We start from the raw sequence: 19,450 nt of genomic DNA, 5'->3' as shown, positions 1-19,450 counted from the left end.
GGCACCGCGTTTGCTCTTACCGCCTGTGACGGAGCGATCGGCGCACGGCTCGACGCCGTGCGCGGAGCGCCGCGTCGGACAGCGCATCGCGGGAACCGCCATGTCGACGCGGCGCCGGCCCGCGTCGACGCCCGTCGCCCTCGCGGACGCCTCACCGCCTCTCTGCGCTCTCCGCGAATGCCGAGCTCACCGGAGGAGGAAGAATCCATGCTCAAGCGCCCGTGTTTCAGGTGGATGTTGCTGGCGTGCGGGGCCGTCGCGGCCTGCAGCTCCGGAGACGGCGAGCGCCGCGGCGGCGCGCCGAGCCCGCCGAGCGAGGCGACGTTCTCCCCGGTCGAGAGGCCGCCGAGGCTCGCGCTGCGCCTCGACCGCGTCGTGTACGATGCGGGCGACGCGGTGTCGGCGACGCTCGATCCAGGGGGCGTCGACCTCGGCCCCGGGCCGCTGACGATCGCCCTCGCGGCGCCGGAGACGGGTGACGTGGAGCTCCTCGAGCTCGTCGCCTCGCGCGCCGGCTTCGCCTCGACGGCCCCCCTCCGCGTCCAGGCCGGCGAGGGCGGTGCGCTCAACGACGGCGTGCTCAGCGCGCTGCCAGGAAAGCTGTTCTATGCGCAGTACTTCGTCGACAGGACGCGGGCGCCGCAGGGCGCGCTCGAGGAGGACGTGGTCGTCGACTTCGCCTTGCTCGCGGACCCCGCGGCGGCAGCGCCGACCGTCGACGCCGGCGTCGCCATGAGCGACGACGAGGGCCGCGCGGGCGCGAAGCCGAACGGCACCCTGCTCCCCAGGGGAGGGCTGCCCGTGCAGATCGCGACGCGGGAGCTCGTCCTCTACCCAGCCGACCGCGACGAGCTCGAGGCGTTCCTGAGGGACACCGGCGGGAGCGTCAAGGCGACGCTCGAGAGCGACGAGGAGGGGGGCCGCGACGCGGTGCTCGTCGAGGTCGACCCGAGCCGCGAGCGGGCCTCGGACGCGGCCGCGCTGCGGGCGCTGCTCGGGGAAGACGATCCGCTGTACGCGAGCGACGCCGGCGCGCTGCAGATCGCCTCGCTCGCCATGAAGCTGCAGCTCGACGGTTACCTGGTGGGGGTGAACCCGCGCTTGCAGCTGCAGGGAGCGCCCGTCATCTCGGCGACGGAGGAAGGGCACCTCACGCACTCGATGAAGATGACCCCGGCGCGAGGCAGCCCGCTCCCCTGCGTGCCGGGGGACGCGAGCCGGCCTTGCGTGGAGAACGTGCCGGCGGTGTGGGCGTTCAACGCGCTGTGGGAGATTGACGAGGAGCGGATCAACGTCGCCGTCCTCGACACGGGGTTCGCGCCGACCGACGATCTCCGCTGGCCGGACCGCGGCGATGTCGTCGCGTGCGACATGACCGCGGGCTGGTTCGGCGGCGCCCGCTGCGGGCCCGGAGCCGCGTGGGGGCCGCCGACCGTCGGCAACAGCTTCTTCGGCAAGCGATCGTGGCACGGGACCGGCGTGGTCGCGACGATCGGGGCGAAGGTGAACAACGGCATCGGCGCGGCGGGCGTGGCGGGCCAGGTCGCCGTCCCGATGCTCTACAAATACGACGCGGCCGCGTATGCGTTCGAGATCGGGCGTGGCGTCAAGCTCGCCGTGTCCCAGGGGGCCTCGGTCGTGAACATCAGCGGCGGGTATCCGTGCCGGATCCTCACGAACCTCGGCCCCGACGTCGACATCTGCGCGCCGGAAGGCCGCCTCGGGATCTGCGGCGTCGTCATGGCGGGAGCGCACGCCGCCGCCGCGGCCACGTGCGCGGCGGCCAGCGCGATCCCGATCGTCGGCGCGATCGCGTGCGCCGCGGCGCTGGGCTCGGCCGCCGTCGCCACCGCGGCCTGTGTCGCGACGCTCTCGTTCGGCGACCTGAAGGGCCCGATCAGCGCCGGCGTCCGCAGCGCGGCCGCCGCGGGCGTCCCCGTCGTGACGATCGCCGGCAACGCGCTGTCGCGCGGGTCGCTCCCCGCGATCGTGCGCGGCCTCGTCGACCTGAGCGACCCGAGGACGGAGCGCTGGGGCATCGTCCCGGCCATGATCCCCGAGACGATCGTGGCGGGCGCCGTCGGCGCGGGGCTCGACAACGCGGAGTTCTACGGGGACCGCGTCGACATCTGGGCCCCCATCCGCACGGCGTACCTCGCGCCCGAGGGCGTCGACGACATCGACGCTCCGCGGGTGCGCCGCGAGCTCGGCGGCACGAGCGCCGCCGCGCCGTTCATCGCCGGCGTCATCGCCAACATGCAGGCGGCGAATCGGCGCCTGAACCCGCGATCCGAGGGCCTGAGCGCGGCGGAGCGCTCCCGGATCGTCGCGCGCATCAAGGAGATCTTGCTGTCGCCGGACAACACGTTCAGCAACGCCGAGCTCGCGGCGCTCGGCTACGCCGACCAGCCCGATCGGCGCCGCAAGCTGGTGAACCCGCTCGCCGCGGTCATGGCCGCGGCCGACGTGCCGGACGTGGCCGCCCTGGGGTTCTCGGATGCGTCGCTGAACTTCAGCGAGCTCCTCGCGCGGAACGACACCGCCGAGACGGCGACGCCGCTATCCTTCGGGCGATCGGTCAGCGGGACCATCCTGACCTTGCCGGCCGACCGGGCGATGACCGCGGCCCCCGACGTCGACTTCTACCGGCTGCAATTGCCGGCCTCCCCGGCCGTGCCGCAGGAGGTCACGGTGACGCTGGAGATGCCCGACGCGACCACCTACGGTCATGTGACGATCGCCCAGGGCGGGCTGATGGCGGTCAGCGCCTCGCCGACGCGGCGCACGTACCGCGTCGTCGCCGAGGCGGGAGAGCGCATCGAGTTCGCCGTGGGAGCGGCGATGGGCGAAGACAACGTCTACAAGGTCACCGCCGCCGCGCCGGTGCCGGCGCGGCCGGTCGGGCGCATCACCCAGCCGGCGAGCGCGGTGGAGGTCTGCGCGAACGAGGAGATGACCTTGATGGCCGAGGTCCTGTATCCGGGGTTCGGCTCGGTGGTCGTGCCGGACGCGCGGATCCGGTGGCGCGCGAGCGGCGCGAGCCACGGGACGGGCAGGTCCCTCACGACGTCGTTCGCGGAGGGGACCTCTCGCGTGGAGCTCCTCGCTTACGACGACCCGACGCCGCTCGACAGCGTGCTCATCTCCGCGAGGACCTGCACGGACGACCCGCCCGCCGCCAGCATCGTGACGCCCGCCGGAGACCTGGAGCTCGAACCGTGGGACGGCTACGACAGCGAGCGATCCAGGTGGTTCAAGGATGTGACGCTGGTCGGCTCGGCGATGGACATCGAGGACGGCCCCCTGAGCGGCGAGAGCCTAGTGTGGACCACGGACCGGACGAGCGACCAGCCGGCGGAGCTCGGGAGGGGGAGCAGCGTGGTCGCGCGGCTGTACTCGGGGGAATGCTTTGGCGACACGCACAGGATCACGCTCCAGGCGATCGACTCCGGAGGAAACCGATCCGCGCCGGCGACGCGCACCGTGACGATCTGGCAGGTGTGCTGATAACCGCAACATCACGGTCGCCATGCCCACGGAGCGCGCGATCAGCGTCATGCACCGTGGACGGCCGAATCTCGAGGTCGTGGATTTCGGCGGCCCCGAGGTCACGTGAACGGAGCGCGAGGTGGCGCGGCAGAACCTCACCGCGATGTACATCGACGGAGGCCTTCAGGACGTCGGCCTCCCCTTCGCCGCATCCGGCGCTCACCCGGCGCCGGACAGTCCTCGACCGCAAGCTGCACAGCATACCGCGTGCGCCGCGCCCGCGCTCGAAGGGTTCGTGCGCGCGGAGGCGAGCGTCGTCTCGTCGTCTCGTCGTCTCGTGGATCGCCGCGCGCCGGGCGCCGCGCGCCTCGCTCTTCTAGCGCTCCTTCTCCATTCCGGCAGGAGCGCACCTCGTCGGCGGTTACCGATCGCATCGCGGCGCGACGCCGCGCTTACCGAAGAGCCACCGCGCGCTCTTTCGAGGTGAAACGGGTAGTCTCGCAAATCTTCGTATGATATTTGGCATGATGGAGATACTTCTTTGGCACACGTGGGAAGCGAGTTGTCCGCAGCCGATGGCGGAATCATCCTTATATCGGCATCTCATGTAGGAGACCCTCGCCCAGCATCGCCGAGCCGCTTCGATTCGACGGGGTTGGCCTGGAAAGGTGCCGTCACACGCTGTCTCGGATCGTTGCCGCGGCAGCTCGCGTCGCGGCCGCGGCGCTCCACGGTGCGGTGCGCGTCGCCAACGTCGTGACTTGTTGATGCTTCTCGGAGAGCGGTGTCATGACCCTGAACAGCATGCTGGCTTTTGCGCGGTGGTCCGGCGGGTGCGCCATTGCGGTGCTCGGGCTTGGGTGTGCCCAGATCTTCGGCTTCGACAAGATCTACGGGCTCGGGAGCGACGGCGGAGGCGCGGGCGCGGGAGGTGAAGACAGAGGGGCGGGAGGCGACGGCGGCGGGGGCGCGGGAGGCGCGGGCGCGGGAGGCGAAGGCGCGGGCGCCGGAGGCGGAGACGCGGGGACCGGGGGCGGAGACGCGGGGACCGGAGGCGGGGGCGGCGGCGCGGGCGGTGACGGCGGAGGCGGGGGCGCAGGAGCTGGTTGCGTAGAAGAGCCGCCGACGGGCGAGCTCATGGACCTGTCGCCGATCGACGACATGGAGGACGGCGACGGCACCATCATCTCCCTGAACGACGCCGAGAACCCCCGGCGAGGTGCCTGGTTCGTGGGGAACGATGGCCTCGGCACGCAAGAGCCCGGAAAGAACGAGACGTTCTTCATGACCTCCCTCGACCCACCGCGCGGCAGCAGCATGTCCGCCGCGCATTCCGAGGCGGACGACAAGTTCACCAACTGGGGGGCCCTCTTCGGCTTTCGTCTGAACAGCACTCAGACGGAGACGAATCCGGGCCTCTACGACGCCTCCGAGTTCCGTGGCATCACCTTCTTCGCCCGTGCTGACAGCGGCTCCTCGACGAAGGTGCTCGTGGACGTCGTCGACGTGCAGACCTGGAACAAAGGCGGCATCTGCACCCAGTGCGACGACCATTTCACCAAGATAGTCACGCTGACGCCTTGCTGGGCTCAGTACAAGGTAGCCTTCTCCGAGCTCAAGCAGTCAGGGTGGGGCCAGGCGTTCGAGGCGGTCGACCCGACGAAGGTCTGGGGCATCCAGTTTCGCTTCGGAGCGCACACCCCATTCAACATCTGGATCGACGACGTGGCGTTCTACAAATAGGAGCGGAGCAAAACGGCCTGGGGTTCGGCCTGGTTCATCGTCACGGCCAGCGGCGATCGCGCTTCAGGTGCTCGCGCAGAGCGCCTAACGCGGCCTCGTCCATCGCGTCGAGCGACGCCTCGCGATCCGGGGAGAGCGTGATGCCGAGCAGCTCACACAGGTCCCGCACGGCGGCGCGCAGGCCTGCGGCTCGCCCCTGCTTTCGCCCCTCGTCCAGCACCGCGTCGAGACCGTCGTACCCCTTGCGCTGCAGCAGGTTGCGCAGGGTCGCCTCGTGCGCGGCGCTCCGGTCGTAGAGCGCCTCGACCGGAACCGCGTTCCGGAGCACCCCGGGCGCCTCGAGCGTCTCGCCGGCAACCGCGACGCGCGCCGGCTGCCGCACCTGCGGCCAGACGCGCGCTGCCGCTCGCGCGGCGGGCGCCAGCGGAGGCGTCGCGCGAGCCGGGAGCGGCGCTGGCGCCCCATGCGTCGCGGATGCCGGCGCGTTGCGCTCGGGTGCGTCGGGCGCTGCTTCATGCACCTCGACCCGCCGCGTCCCCTGCAGCCGCACCACCCAGACCCAGCGCGTCCCTGCCGCGAGCAGCTCCTCGATCTTGCTCTGCAGCTCCGCCTCGTCCTGGCCCGTGTCCGCGTACTCGACCGCGAGCGGCGGCGCGGCCGTCGCCCACCCTGGCTCGTCGGGGATGCTCCCCACCACGATGTCCGGCGCTCGCAGCATCTCCGGCCTCGGCGAGATGCCGATGTCCACGCCGGCGGCCTCGACCGCGGGATCCGTGTCCAGCACCTCGCCGCCCACCAGGTTGCTCCGACCGCCGCGCCGCCCGGTCGGCAGGCACTCGACGAGGCGCCCCTCGGACAGCTCGTACGGATCGCCAGGGCGGAGCTGGTCGGCGGTCACGGGGGAACGGGGCGGCGCGCTCATGGGATGTTTCATACCTCTTTCTTCCGGGGAGGCGCCCGCGATGATGTCGGTTTTTCGATCCGGCGGGAGCGCCTCCGGCGCGGAGCAGCGCTGACGAGCCCTGGAGAGGGCTACTGAGGAACCGTCAGGGCCGCCAGGCACGGTCGCCCGCTGACACGACGCTCGCACGCCGCAGGAGGCGAGCCTGCGTATTACGCGCCGCCTCCGTCTATCGTGTGAAAATCGGCGATGATTTGCCCGCACACCGGGCAGGGATTCCACCATTTCTTCTGGCCCGCGCTCTCGGGTTCGACTACAGATCTACCGGCCATGACGAAGCCCGAGTTGCCTCCGTTGAGGCTCATTACCGCCGGGCCCCCGAGATTGGCTGCCCTTCTCGAAGTCTACTTGCCAAAAGGGTGGGAACTATCCCCGGTGCTCTCGCTGAGCGGGGCGGCGTCGGTCTGGGCAGACATGGTGGTCCTGCGCCTCGTCGGTAACGCTGCCGGGGCCGTAGACAAGCTCCACAGCATCTTCGACCACCTACGCCCCCACACGCTCATCCTGCACAAGCGCCCGACTTGCGATCTCGAGGCAGAGGATGTGCTGGACCTGCTCGCGGATGGCTGTCACTACATGCTGCGAAACAGGCTGCTCGATCCGGTCGAGCTCTGCCGGATGGTCGCGTGTGACGGCATCAGGCGAGACTTTGTCGAGCAAGTCGAGCGTCATGGAGGTACCTTCAGGTCGAGCGGAGGCGGCCTGTGGTGTGGCGATGTCGGGGGCTTTTCACTCCATGGCGTCGTGACGCGAGAGGCCTGGCAACGGAGCCCAGCGGAGCTCCCGCTCTACGCGCTATCCCGGGCGTACGTCACCGCCCCGGAGAAGCTCTCGCCGCTGGAGCCGGTCGAAAAGGCCGCGCTTGGCGTGCACCGGCAGGTCGGACCGCTTCAAGAGTCGCAGGGCGTCACCGTCCTGAAGGACTACGAGCTGGCCCGCCGATGCTACGAGGAGGTGATGGAGAAGATGATCGAGCAGCTTTCTCGAGAGGAGCTCCTGGACATGCTGTCGCCCGTGCAGCCTCTCGACGGTGGTTCGCACGAACAGCGCCGCCCCACGCTCACGCCGGAGGAGTTCCGGCGCTCGCTCCCGCCCAAGGTGCGGGAGATGCTCGAGAAGAAGCTGGGCCGCTGAGCCACGGAGAGGCGCGGGAGCAGCTGCCCGCAGCCGGTCGCGATGCGCGAAGCCTCCCTCACGGCCGCACCGGCCACTTGACGGGCGTCGGCACGAGCCGCGGCTCGTTGGTCCCGTCGCCCAGCTCGCCGTTCCGGTTATCGCCCCAGCAGAGCATCTCGCCCGTGCGCCTGAGCGCGCAGCTGTGGTCCGCCCCGAGGGCCAGCTCGATCACGTCGGTCAGATCGAGCGGCTGCGGGGTGAAGGCGGGGTCCTGCGTCCCGTTGCCGAGCTGCCCCTTCGTGTTGTCGCCCCACAGCAGCACCTGTCCGTTGGCCAGCACCGCGCCGGAGTGCTTCGCGCCGAGCGAGAGCCGGCTCACGTCCACGAGATCCGGGATCTCGCGCGGCGCCGCCTCGATGTTCACGGTGCCTGTCCCGAGGCGGAACTGCGCGCCCTCGCCCCAGCAGGAGGCCACGCCGGTCGCCGGCGCGGCGCACGTGTGCAAGGCGCCCGCGGCCGCGATCGCGACGCTCGTGAGGCCCGCGATGGTCACCGGGACGCTCGACGGCTGGAAATTACCGGAGCCGAGCTGACCGCTCTCGTTGTGCCCCCAGCAGCTCATCAGGCGCTCGCCCATCCGCTCGATCATGCCCGCGCAGGTGTGCGACAGGCCGGCGCTCACCGAGGCCACGCCGTCGAGGACCACGGTGGGCTCGAACTGATCGGCCTCGTCCCCGTACCCGAGCTGGCCGGAGCTGCCCTCGCCCCAGCACCAGAGATCGTGCGACGTCGTGACCGCGCAGGTGTGGCTCCCGCCGACGGCGACCTGGGTCGCGCCCGCGAGGTCCTTCGCGCGCACGGGGGAGAGGGCGTTCATCGCCTCGCCGTCGCCGAGCTGCCCGCTGCTGCCTGCGCCCCAGCACGCCACGGCGCCGTCGGTCAGCACCGCGCAGGTGTGCGAGCGCGCCGACGAGATGCTCGTCGCGACCGTGACGGCTTCGCCGCCGAGGCCGACGACCTGCCGCGGCGTCGGCCGATCCTGCTGCTGCGTGCCGTCGCCGAGGTTGCCCCAGGTGTTCCTGCCCCAGCACCAGACCGTGCCGTCGCTGAGCACCGCGCAGGTGTAATCGGTGCCGGCCGAGATGTGCTTCGGCACGACGCAGGCGCCCCGCACGCACTGGCCGCTGCACGGCTTGTCGCAGCTGCCGCAGTGCGAAAGGCTCGTGAGGAGATCCTCCTCGCAGCCGCTCTCGGGATCCTTGTCGCAGTCGCCGCGGTCCTCCTCGCACGCCGGCGGCTGGCAGACGCCGTCATGGCAGCTCGGCGTGCCGCCGACGGCCGAGCAGACGACATCGCACGCGCCGCAGTGCTCCGCGTCCGTCCTCGTGTCGACGCACGTGTCGCCGCACACCTCGCCGCCGCCCGGGCACCCGCCGCCGCTCCCGCCGCTCCCGCCGCTCCCGACACTGGAACTGGCTGTTTGTCCCCCCGTCGCCGATCCAGGGCCGCCGTACGCGTCCCATTCTGCGCCGATGATCTGCGCGCATCCGGCGGCCACGGAAGCCGCAAGGCCTACCAGAGTCACCGTCGCACGCGAAGCCACCAAGCTTCTGTGAGCCATGGGGCACAAGCCTCCAGCACGAGCATTTCGTCGTCAAGAATCAAGCCACGGAAACCCGGAACACCTCATCTGGACACGGCGGTGCCCTAGCGCCTCGACGCGGCATAAAGCCTCTGCGTCCGGTCCACCCGGTCCAGGTCGGACGCCACGTAGAGCGTGCACTCATCGGGCGAGAGCGACGGCGTCATGACGGCGATCTCCGGCGCAAGGTTCGCCAGCAGCATCTTGGCCTTCTCCCCGCTCAGAGGCAGCCCGTCGGCCCCGAGCCGCACGTAGAAGCTCCGCAGCACCGACGCATGCGCGCAGTCGCCCCGCGCGTCGTAGGGCGCCTGGAAGAACAGCACGCTCCCATCCGGCGTCACCCACGGCGCCAGGTCGTCGCCTTGCGCCGGGCAGTCGCCGGGCAGGACGATGTCGAGCTCCTGCGCCTCCACGTCGTCGGCGAGCATCGTGAGGAGCCGGCTCGTGCTCTCCCCGCCGTCCTGGTGTTTGTTCATGAACCAGTACCGGTAGGGCTGAACGCCGTGGGCCACCGCCACCGAGTGGCTCCCCGCGTCCAGGTTGAGCGCGTCGAACGTCTCCGCCTGGCTCGCCTCAAGCTGGTCCGCGACGAACAGCAACGGCAGGTTGCCCGGCCCCGCGAGGAGGCGATCGAAGAGCAGCGAGCCCTGGGGGAACTCCGCGCGCGGCGAGAGCGCGTCGACGGGCAGGAGGAGCGGGCCCGATTCCGGCTGCGGCGAATTGACCGCGGCGCTCGCGACCACCTCGCCCGCCGTCCAGGGCCGCCCGGTCGCCGTGGCGATCTGCGCGTCGCTCGACCCGAAACTGGCCACGTAGACGAGCCGCTGCGTCGCCGCGCCCTCGCCCTCGCCGGGCTCCTCGCGCACGCGCGGGAACGCGGGCTTCGACCCCTCGACCTCGATCGGCATCGGCGCGCCGAACGACAGCACGCCGACGCGGTCGGCGCAGCGCACGCACGTCTCGCTGGCCGTGCAGAACTCCCCCGCCTTGCACGCCGCGCACCCGCCCTCGCCTCCCTCGCCTCCCCCGCCCGACACCGCTGTTGACGACGCGCCACCCCCGGAGCCGCCGTCGCCCTGCGCGCCTGCGGCTCCGGCATTGCCGCCGGTCCCGACCATGCCTCCGGTGCTGTCTCCGCCGCCCTCGCGTCTCGCATACCCATCCCAGTCTGCACCGATGACCTGCGCGCAACCCACGGCCGCGGAGACCGCAAGTCCGACCAACACCACCGTTGCCAACGCGTCCGCCATCCTCTCGCCAGCCATGGCGCCGGAGCGTCCGGCACCGACGCTCCCGCGGCAAGAAAGTCGACACCGTGACCGCCGCCGGCTCGCCGGAGCTACGGTGGAAGCCTCACCGCTGCCAGGGCGCGCAGCGGGCGCGCGGTACTGCTCGATGTCGAGCAACTGGCCCGAGCGTTGAGCAACTGGCCTGGCCGGCCTTGATCGTTGGTCGATCGCGTAGCGATGCCCAAGACTCATCGCGGCAGCGCCAGCGTGGGTTGTACACAGTCGCCGCGCGTGTCCGCTCGCGGCGGCCCCATCCGGCTTCTTGACGCCAGGCGCGCATGGGGTTGACGCTCCACGGCATGTCGAGCGGCATGGTTGCGAGCACGTCTGCGGCGATGACTCTGGTCGGGCTGGCGGCTTTCGCCGTCCTCGGGTGCGCCCAGCTCATCGACGCGCGCTGGGATGAGTACGCGACCGGAGAAGACGCCGGCGGCACGACCGGGACGAGCGTCAGCTCCGGTGCCGCGGGCGCGCAGGGCGATGGAGGATCGGGAGGCGGAGGCTCCGGGGGCGCTGGGGGAGGAGCCGGCGGAGGGACGCCCACGGTGCCGGTGACGTGGCCGGACTCGCCGACGAGACGCTGCTCTGACGGGACGATCGTGCTCGAGGCATGCCCGGGACCGTCGGAGCCCTTCTTCGGACAGGACGGCAACTACCAGGTCGCGGTCCCCTCCTACACGGAAGACGACGGCACCGTGAAAGACTCGGTGACCGGGCTCACGTGGGAAAAGGTGACGGAGAACGGGATGTTCACGCTGCAGGGCACGCTGGAGCACTGCGAGACGCTCAGCGCCGATCAGCTCGGCGGCATCGCGAAGTGGCGCCTGCCGACGCGGCGCGAGCTCGTCTCCATCCTGGATTTCGGCCACACCACGGCGTTTCCGGACATCTTCTTCACGAGCGCCCAGGACAGCTTCTACTGGTCCGCGACCGACGTCGCCGACGACGCCGACTACGCATGGGGCGTGCTCGCCGCCGACGCGTCCGTGGGGTTCTTCCAGAAGGCCATGCCCGGCGCGCGTGCGCTGTGCGTCGGGGGCGAGGGCGGGATCGAGTCGCCCGATCTGTCGTTCGGCGAGGAGTGGGTGCTCGATCGGCGGACGGGGCTCGTCTGGGAGCGCTACGCCTCCCTGACCCGCTTCATCTGGAACGGCGCGCTCACCCACTGCGAGGAGCTCACCCTCGCGGGCAAGGAGGACTGGCGGCTGCCGAGCGCGAAGGAGCTGCTCTCGATCGTCGACGATCGACGTTCCGGGCCGGCGATCGACCCGGAGGCCTTCCCGGCGGCGCCGTCCGACGTCTTCTGGTCGTCGACGCCCGCCATCGGCAGCGCCGACAAGGCGATCCTCGTCAACTTCGCGAACGGCACATCGCAGGACCACTCGGTCCGCGATCGGCGGCTCACGCGCTGCGTCCGCTCCGACGGGTGAACGCCGATCACGCCGGGCCCGGCGTCGCCGCGCTCGGGCCACGTCGGCCCGTCGAGCGGCGACGCCGTGACTTTGCCCCCAGTTCCAGCCGGCCCCCGGACAGGTTAGGGTGACCCCACCTTCAACGGGAGGTCCGCGCCGTGAACGACGTCGATTTCGCCTTCGCCTGGGAGGGCGCCTCGGAAGCAGCTGGGCCCTGGCGACACCTGCAGGTCGTCGAGCTCCGCGGCAGCGAGGCGATCTCGAGCCTGTACCGCTACGAGCTCACCCTCGCCGCCCACGAGCCGGCCCCGGTCGTGGACCCCGAAGAGCTCGTCGGGACCCGGGCGACCCTGCGCCTCACCACGCACTCCGAGCCGGCCTACCGCGTGGTGCACGGCATCATCACCGAAGCAGAAGAGCTCGCGCCGATCTACGACGGCATGCTCTACCGCGTGGTGCTCTCGCCGCCGCTCGCGCGCTCGATGCACCGCACCCGCTGCCGGATCTTCCTCGAGAAGACGACGCGCCAGATCATCGACGCCGTGCTCCAGGGCGACTCGTCGCTGCACCGCGACGACGGCGCCTCGATCGAGCCCGACGGGGGCGACGCGCTCACGTTCCAGACGGCGAGGGAGCTCTACGCATGGCGGGTGACCGACCCCTCCCGCATCGACGACGTGGCCACGCGGCCCTACTGCGTGCAGTACAACGAGAGCGACCTCGCGTTCGTGTCGCGCCTCCTCGAGGAAGAGGGCATCAGCTACCACTTCGAGCACGGCGACAAGACGTGCCTCCTCGTCCTCGCCGACGCCGACGGCGGCAGGGCGCGCCTCGCCCCGTTCGCCCCGCTCGGCCCGGGGGTGCTCGGCCGCGAGATCGCCACGATGAAGCTCGGGGCGCGCCTCCGGCCCAAGAAGGTGTCGCTCGTCGACTACAACTGGAAGAAGCCCGCGCTCGACATGGCCGTCACCACGACGGGCCAAGAGGACGGCGAGGACCTCGTCGACCACGAGTACCCGGGGCGCTACCCGGACACGCCCGATCAGGGGCGGCCGCTCGCCCAGGCGAAGCTCGATCGGCTGACCGTCGAGGCGAGCTACGCCGTCGCCGAGGGCACGGCGCGCGTGCTCGGCGCAGGCAGCGTGTTCGCGCTGGACCACCCGATGGCGCGGTACGACGGGGAGTACCTGGTGACCCGCGTCGAGTCGCGCGGCGAGCAGCAAGGCACGCTGCCGCCGGAGCTCTCGGGGCGCTTCGCGCTGCAGGGCGTGCCGTTCACGGCGCGGTTCGAGTGCGCGCGGCGCGGCAAGAACGGGAGCGTCGCCGAGTCGCGCTTCCGGCCGGCGCGCGTCACGCCGAAGCCGCGCGTGCGGGGGACGCAGACGGCGTTCGTCACCGCAGAGCCGAGCGCGAAGGGCGCGGAGATCCACGTGGGCGGCCCGCCCGGCGCGGAGATCGGCTGCGTGCGGGTCAAGTTCCACTGGGACCAGGACGCCGAGCGGCTCGCGAAGGAGCCGTCCTCGTGCTGGGTGCGCGTGAACCAGGTGTTCGCCGGCGTCGGCGAGGGCGCGGTGTTCCACCCGCGCGTCGGCGTGGAGGTGATCGTCGACTTCGAGGAGGGCGACCCGGACCGGCCCATCGTCGTGGGCCGCGTCTACAACGGCCAGAACCGCCCGCCGGGCGGCGCGCCGACCGTGAGCACCTTCAAGACGATGACGAGCCCCGGCGGCGGCACCCACAACGAGCTGCGCTTCGACGACACCGCCGGCAGCCAGCAGATCCTGCTGCACACGCCGATGAACTGGAACAGCGAGGTCGGCAACGACCGGAGCGAGCAGGTGGCGGCGAACAGCGGCTCGTCCGTGGGCAGCAACCGCAACGAGTCGACCGGCGCGAACCGCAGCACGATGGTCGGCGGGAACAACTCGGAGATCATCGGCGCGAACGAGTCGACCACCGTCGGCGCGAACCAGAACCTGACCATCGGCGCGAACCAGACGATCTCCGTCGCGGCGAACCAGACCCTCGCCGTGACCGGCAACCAGAGCGCGAGCATCACGGGGAACCAGGACCAGAAGGTCACCGGCAACCGCACCGGCGACGTCACCGGCAACGACACGCTCACGGTCACGGGGACCCAGAGCGTGACCGTGACCGGGGCGCAGACGACGTCGTACCTGGCCACCCACGAGGTGAGCGTCGCCGCGAACCAGAAGGTCGACGTCGGCGGCGAGCAGACCCTGGCGGCGACCGGGCCTCAGGGGCTGAAGTCCTCGGCGAGCCAGAAGATCGAGGCGCCGTCGCAGGAGATCAAGGCCGACGGGGTGCAGGCGCTCAAGTCGACGACCCTCGCGGTGAACGCGTCGAGCACGATGAAGGTCGACACGTCGCTCTTCGACGTGAACGGCTCGACGCTGGAGCTGAAGGGCGGCCAGATCCTGATCAAGGGCGGCCAGGTGGTCATCGAGGACGGCGAGATCGCCATCAAGGGCGGCAAGGTCACCGTGAACGGCTCGCCGATCGAGATGGACGGGGGCGGCATGGTCCAGGTGACGGCGGGGCTCATCAAGCTGAACTGACGGAACTGACGGAACCGACTGAACTGACGAGACCGACGGCCGCGATGCGCTTCTCGAACGACACGCCGCTGCCCGCGGCGATGCTCCCGAACGCGGAGCAGGATGACCGGGTGACGGCGATCTTCCTGGCCGCGATCACGTACCGGATCGCCGGCGGCCGGCTCGCCCTCGCGGCCGCCCAGCGGCCGCTGCTGCTCGACCCGACGCTTCCGTATCCGCACGACGGGATGCTCCAGAAGAGCGTCGCGTCGGTGTGCTCGACGGGGTTCGTCTACCCGAAGGAGGGGCGCGCGCGCGAGGCCACGGCGGTGCTCCGGGTGGGCGATCGCGACGCGGCGATCGTGGCGTACGGGCAGCGCGTGTGGCAGCGCTCGGTCGGCGGAGGGCTCGCGCCGAGCGCGCCGCTCGCGTTCGAGCGGGTCGAGATGAGCTGGCGGAACGCGTACGGCGGCGTCGTGCAGGAGCCGGCGCGGGTGGTGTCGCTCGGCGACGACGACGGCGGCGGCGAGGCGTTCGTCCCGGAGCACGAGAGCGGGTATCCGCACAACTTCGAGGGCAAGGGGTTCATCACCGACGCGGCGCGCGCGCAGGACCAGCCGCTGCCGCAGCTGGAGCACCCGGAGCAGCTCATCCGGCGCTGGAACGACCGCCCCGAGCCGGTCTGCTTCGCCCCCTACCCGCTCTGGGGCGGCCTGCGCGCGGCGCACGTGTGGCACGATCAGCAGTTCGACCAGAGCGGCGCGAGCAAGCTGGCGAGCCGAGCGGCGCCGCGGACGACGTTCGACGCGATCGCGCCCGGCACGCGGATCGCGCTCGGCGGGATGCGGCCCGGCGGGGAGGCGCTCGTGTTCGAGGCGCCGGCGCCGCCCGTCGCGGTGACGGTGGCCGTGGGCGGCGCGTCCGAGCGGCTCGTGCCGGCGCTCGACGCGGTCGACATCGACGCCGAGGCCGGCGAGGTGCGGCTGCTCTGGCGCGCCAGCGTGAGCTACGGCCTGGTGCAGTTGGAGCACCGGCGCGCGCGGCTCGAGGCGACCGAGGCCTTCCCGCGCGGGTGACGGAGGCGAGGACCGGACGTGGCGCACAACTTCCACGACATCAACGGCTGGCTGATCGTGGGCCTGGAGATGCACCAGGGGTTCCACATCTTCCCGCCGGCGCCGATGAAGTTCCTGAAGCTCGTGCTCTTGCACCCCTTCACCCTGGGGGACAAGCAGAAGCCGACGGTGCTGTTCAACGGTGTGCCCTCGGTGACGCACCAGCACGAGCCCAAGTTCCTCTGGCCGCACCTCGGGATCATCCCGGATCCGCTGGACGCGCTGACGCCGCTCCACATCCTGTTCGGCTCGCACAAGTGCTGGCTGCCGCGGGGCGCGGTGGAGATCTGCGGGGAGAAGGCGACCTGCTGCGTGATCGGCGGGCCGGTGTCGCTCAACGCGGACTGCTGGGACATCGGCCGGTGGCCGACCTCGCTGGTGCTCAACCCGGGGACGGTGCAGACGACGCCCACCTTCGGCGACTTCGCGATGGGGGCGGTGACGCTGGCGATCGACCTGGTGCTCGACCTGCTGTTCGAGGGGGCGGCCAAGCTCGCGGGCGGGCTGCTGCTGAAATTCGGCGGCAAGGTGCTGAAGCCGCTGTTCAAGAAAGGGAAGGACCTCGTCGGCAAGGGGCTGCGGGCGGCGACCAAGCAAATGGGGAAGGCGGGGAAGGCCCTCGGGAAGGGGGCGCGCGCGCTCAAGGGCAAGGCGGCGTCGGCGCTGAAGAACGCGAAGTGCTTCTTCACGGGCCACCCGGTGGACGCCACCTCGGGGACGGTCGTGGACCGCAAGGTGGACCTCTCGCTCCCCGGCGCGATCCCGCTCCTCTGGGAGCGTCATTATTCGTCGGCCCGCGCGCTCGAGCGAACATCGCTGGGGCGCGGCGGGTGGACGCACGGCCTCGAGCAATGGATCGAGGCGGACGAGGCGGGCATCACGCTCCGGGACGAGCAGGGGCGCGACGTCTATTTCCCCCGGATCGCCGCGGGAGAGAGCGCGTTCCACCGCCCGGACCGGCTGACCCTGCGCGCCGAGCAGGGCGGCGGCTTCTCGGTCTACAGCCATGCATCGCGCCTCACGCGACGTTTCGCGCCGGCCGCGCCGCAGGGCAGGGCCTGGCTCCGCGCGATCGAGGACGCCCACGGCAACGCGATCACGCTGGAGTACACGGGAGAGCGGCTCCACCGCGTCGTCGACACGGCGGGCCGCGAGGTCCGCGTCAAGATGAGCCACGGCGGCCGCATCGCCCGCCTCGAGGTCTGGGCCGAGAGCATCCTCGAGCAGTGGGTCGATTACGCCTACACCAAGATGGGCGAGCTCGCGAGCGCGACCGACGCGCTCGGACACGCGGAGCATTACGGCTACGACGAGGATCACCGGATGGTGAAGACCACGCTGAAGAACGGCGTGAGCTTCTATTATGATTACGATCCCGAGACCGGCTGGTGCAGGAAGACGTGGGGTGACGGCGGGCTGCACACGGTCGAGCTCCGGGTCGATCTGGAGCAGCGGATCACGTGGCTGACCGGCAACGAGGAGCCGCGGATCCTGCATTGGAACGAGGACGGGATCGTCGTGCGCGAGGAGACGCCGGACGGGATCGTCCTCAGGACCTGCGAGGTGGACGAGGACCAGTACGTGCTCGCCGAGGCGAACGGCGCCGGCGAGGCGACGCGGTACGAATACGATGCGAGGGGGAACAAGATCCGGGAGATCGACCCTGCGGGGAATGTGACCCAGTGGGAGTTCGAGCATGATTTGCCGGTCGTGCGCGTCGGTCCTGACGCGCTGGCGACCAGGTACGAGCATGACGGACGCGGCTCGCTGACGGGGATTACCTATCCATCGAGGCTGCGCTATGCGCTGAGCTACGACGAGCGCGGGCACCTCCGCGCGATCCAGGGTGAAGAAGGAGTGCTCGCCTCGTTCGTGGTCGACGGCCGGCACCGCGTCGTCGAGGAGATCGACGCGCGCGGAGCGAGGACGGTGTACGGCTACGATCGGCTGGGGCGCCCCGTCTCCAGGACGGACGGCATCGGCCGGGTGACCTCGATGAGGTACGATCGGCTCGGCAAGCCGCTGGTCATGCAGCGGCCGGACCGGACCGTGATGCAGGCCGCTTACGACGCGCTCGGCAACCCGAGCCGCATCGTCGACGCAGTCGGTCAGGTCACGGAGATGGAGTACGCCGGAACGGGCGTTCTCACGAAGCTGAAGCAGCCCGACGGGCGCGCGTGGTCGTTGAAGTACACTTCCCGGGAGAAGCTTCGATGCATCATCAACCCGAAGATGGAATCGTATGAGTTCGTCTACGACGCCGCTGGAAGGGTGACGGAGGAGAAGACCTTCGACGGACGCGTGCTTGGCTACCGCTACTCGGCAGGCGGGCGTCTTTCCAGGCTTGATTACCCAGACGGAAGTTTCCGATCGTTCTCTCACGACCCCCTTGGGAACCTTGTCCGAGAGGACGCGACGGACGGACCGATCAGCTTCTACCGCGACTCCCTGGGTCGCCTGCTCGGCGCTGCTGTAGAGCAGGACGGGAAGCGCGTCGTGACACGATTCGAACGGGACGCGTTCGGTCGTTTGGTGGCGGAGACGCAGGGCGAAAGTACGATACGATATGGGTACGACGCGAGGGGGCGCCGGGTCAGTCGAGCGATGCCCGACGGCACGACGACGCGATATGCTTACGACGTGCTTGACGACCTCGTCCGGGTGGAGCACGAAGGCCACATCATAGCCATCGAGCGGGATGCGCTCGGTCGTGAGAGAGCGAGGGGGGACGCGGAGGGGCACTTCTCCATCCGGAGCGAATACGATGCGATGGATCGGATCATTGAGCAGCGCGTCGACATCCGCGCGCCTGGCGGTGGCGCACCGGCGGCAGCCGTGCAGCGACTCTGGCGGTACGACCCCCTGGGACGCGTTGAGCAGGTGGAGGATGGCCGCTGGGGGGTGACGTCCTACCGCCATGATTCCATCGGACAGCTCCTTGAGGCGCGACGTGGAAGATACCGCGAGGCCTTCGACTATGACGCAGCGGGCTCGATATCGAAGATGCTGGATGGACTGGAAGGTAGCTCGCTCGACCAGGAGCCGGGGGACTGGGAGATCGCGCCGGGAAACCTGCTCATCCGCACCGGCCGGTCGAGCTATGCCTATGACGAGCGGGGGCGGCGAATACGGAAACAGGAGCCCGGCGGAGCGCCGGAGCACCGGCGGACCGCGTACACCTGGGACTGCAGGGACCGGCTGCGCGAGGTGCGGCTTCCCTCTGGCGAGAGGGTCGTCTTCACGTACGACGCCTTCGGACGGCGATTGCGGAAGGAAGTCTTCGACGCGGACGGCGTCCCCCTCCGCGATGTCCGGTTTTTGTGGGACGGGGACGTTCTTGCGGCGGATGTCGACGACCGGCATGGACCGCGCTGCTTCGTCTTCGCCCCGGGGACGTTCGTGCCGCTGCTCCAGGCCGAGCGGGGAGAGGTATTCATCTATCTGAATGACCACGTTGGTGTCCCCAAGGAGCTGCTTGACGCGAGAGGGAGCGTGGCGTGGTCGGCGTCGCACTCCGTCTGGGGGCGGTTGACGCAGACGTTCGTGGCTCCGGAGCGACAGGGAGGCGCCGGACGAGAGGTGGCGTCGCCGTTCCGGCTGATGGGCCAGTACGCGGACGAGGAGACGAATCTATGCTATACGAGGTTCCGGTACTTCGACGCGGAGGTAGGGAGGTGGTGCAGCCCGGACCCGCTGGGTACGAGAGGCGGGCTGAACGCCTTCGGATTCGATGGTGAGCCCGTCAATGAGGTCGATCCTCTAGGGCTGACGAGCGGGAAGGAGCATGGCGAAGCAGGCAAGGCGTGGGAGGAGATCGTCCGCACGCTGAGCGGAGGCCAGTCGGAAATCATCGAGGGTCGAGAGATCGACTCGGTGAATCAGACGGAGCTCATTCAGGCGAAAGATTCGACGTCGGCGACCAACAGCCCGCGCAACTTCCTGAACAAGAAGACGAGGACGCAGATCAAGGAGACGGTTAGACTCGCAGAGGAGCAAGGCAAGAAGGCCGTCTACTGGTTTAGGCAAGAGCCCCACGCCGACGTTCGGAGCTATATCGAGGAGAAGAGGGCTGAGGTCCGGGTAGGCACGGGCGGCTGCGGAGGGAGCTGATCCGGGGCGGGAGGA

At 70.4% G+C, this 19,450-nt stretch carries 10 protein-coding genes; 7 read left to right on the top strand and 3 right to left on the bottom strand.

Annotated features, from left to right (window positions below; genetic code table 11):
• The first annotated feature begins 207 nt into the window (after positions 1-207).
• Together WME83_RS07835 and WME83_RS07830 are read left to right on the top strand one after the other, a co-directional pair.
• Positions 208-3,507 carry a S8 family serine peptidase gene (locus tag WME83_RS07835; protein WP_437318633.1) on the top strand — a complete coding sequence of 1,100 codons (3,300 nt, stop codon included), beginning with the start codon at positions 208-210 and terminating at the stop codon, positions 3,505-3,507.
• 771 nt (positions 3,508-4,278) lie between these two features.
• Positions 4,279-5,232, top strand: coding sequence for a hypothetical protein (locus tag WME83_RS07830; protein WP_437318632.1), 954 nt, complete (start codon positions 4,279-4,281; stop codon positions 5,230-5,232).
• A 40-nt stretch (positions 5,233-5,272) separates the two neighbouring features.
• Here WME83_RS07830 and WME83_RS07825 read toward each other — a convergent pair whose 3' ends face one another.
• Positions 5,273-6,166, bottom strand: a complete 894-nt coding sequence (locus WME83_RS07825; protein ID WP_437318631.1) for a Uma2 family endonuclease — start codon at positions 6,164-6,166, stop codon at positions 5,273-5,275.
• Between the two features lie 297 nt (positions 6,167-6,463).
• On the opposite strand from WME83_RS07825, the gene WME83_RS07820 reads away from it, so the two are divergent.
• Complete coding sequence (locus WME83_RS07820; protein WP_437318630.1) at positions 6,464-7,327, top strand: hypothetical protein; 864 nt, start codon at positions 6,464-6,466, stop codon at positions 7,325-7,327.
• Between the two features lie 58 nt (positions 7,328-7,385).
• Here the strand turns inward: WME83_RS07820 and WME83_RS07815 are convergent, their stop codons facing one another.
• Together WME83_RS07815 and WME83_RS07810 are read right to left on the bottom strand one after the other, a co-directional pair.
• Positions 7,386-8,867 carry a hypothetical protein gene (locus tag WME83_RS07815; protein WP_437318629.1) on the bottom strand — a complete coding sequence of 494 codons (1,482 nt, stop codon included), beginning with the start codon at positions 8,865-8,867 and terminating at the stop codon, positions 7,386-7,388.
• Between the two features lie 149 nt (positions 8,868-9,016).
• Entirely contained in the window at positions 9,017-10,177 is a 1,161-nt protein-coding gene (locus WME83_RS07810) for a hypothetical protein (RefSeq protein WP_437318628.1), read from the bottom strand.
• 398 nt (positions 10,178-10,575) lie between these two features.
• Between WME83_RS07810 and WME83_RS07805 the strand changes: the two genes are divergently transcribed.
• From WME83_RS07805 to WME83_RS07790, 4 genes are all read left to right on the top strand, one after another.
• Complete coding sequence (locus WME83_RS07805; protein WP_437318627.1) at positions 10,576-11,670, top strand: DUF1566 domain-containing protein; 1,095 nt, start codon at positions 10,576-10,578, stop codon at positions 11,668-11,670.
• Positions 11,671-11,810: 140 nt separating this feature from the next.
• Entirely contained in the window at positions 11,811-14,231 is a 2,421-nt protein-coding gene (locus WME83_RS07800) for a type VI secretion system Vgr family protein (protein WP_437318626.1), read from the top strand.
• 44 nt (positions 14,232-14,275) lie between these two features.
• Positions 14,276-15,286 (top strand): DUF2169 domain-containing protein, encoded by a 1,011-nt coding sequence (locus WME83_RS07795; protein WP_437318625.1) that lies wholly within the window; start codon positions 14,276-14,278, stop codon positions 15,284-15,286.
• Positions 15,287-15,304: 18 nt separating this feature from the next.
• Positions 15,305-19,435 (top strand): restriction endonuclease fold toxin, encoded by a 4,131-nt coding sequence (locus WME83_RS07790; protein WP_437318624.1) that lies wholly within the window; start codon positions 15,305-15,307, stop codon positions 19,433-19,435.
• Positions 19,436-19,450: the final 15 nt, after the last annotated feature.

The organism is Sorangium sp. So ce385 (assembly GCF_051474135.1).
In the GTDB taxonomy this organism is placed as follows: domain Bacteria; phylum Myxococcota_A; class Polyangia; order Polyangiales; family Polyangiaceae; genus Sorangium; species Sorangium cellulosum_D.
This window is presented reverse-complemented; position numbering and strand designations above follow the sequence as displayed.

What these genes read in the sequence shown, in the direction of transcription:
- WME83_RS07835 (WP_437318633.1), top strand. Translation starts at nt 208, where the DNA reads ATGCTCAAGCGCCCGTGTTTCAGGTGGATGTTGCTGGCGTGCGGGGCC.
- WME83_RS07830 (WP_437318632.1), top strand. Translation starts at nt 4,279, where the DNA reads ATGACCCTGAACAGCATGCTGGCTTTTGCGCGGTGGTCCGGCGGGTGC.
- WME83_RS07825 (WP_437318631.1), bottom strand. Translation starts at nt 6,166, where the DNA reads ATGAAACATCCCATGAGCGCGCCGCCCCGTTCCCCCGTGACCGCCGAC.
- WME83_RS07820 (WP_437318630.1), top strand. Translation starts at nt 6,464, where the DNA reads ATGACGAAGCCCGAGTTGCCTCCGTTGAGGCTCATTACCGCCGGGCCC.
- WME83_RS07805 (WP_437318627.1), top strand. Translation starts at nt 10,576, where the DNA reads ATGACTCTGGTCGGGCTGGCGGCTTTCGCCGTCCTCGGGTGCGCCCAG.
- WME83_RS07795 (WP_437318625.1), top strand. Translation starts at nt 14,276, where the DNA reads ATGCGCTTCTCGAACGACACGCCGCTGCCCGCGGCGATGCTCCCGAAC.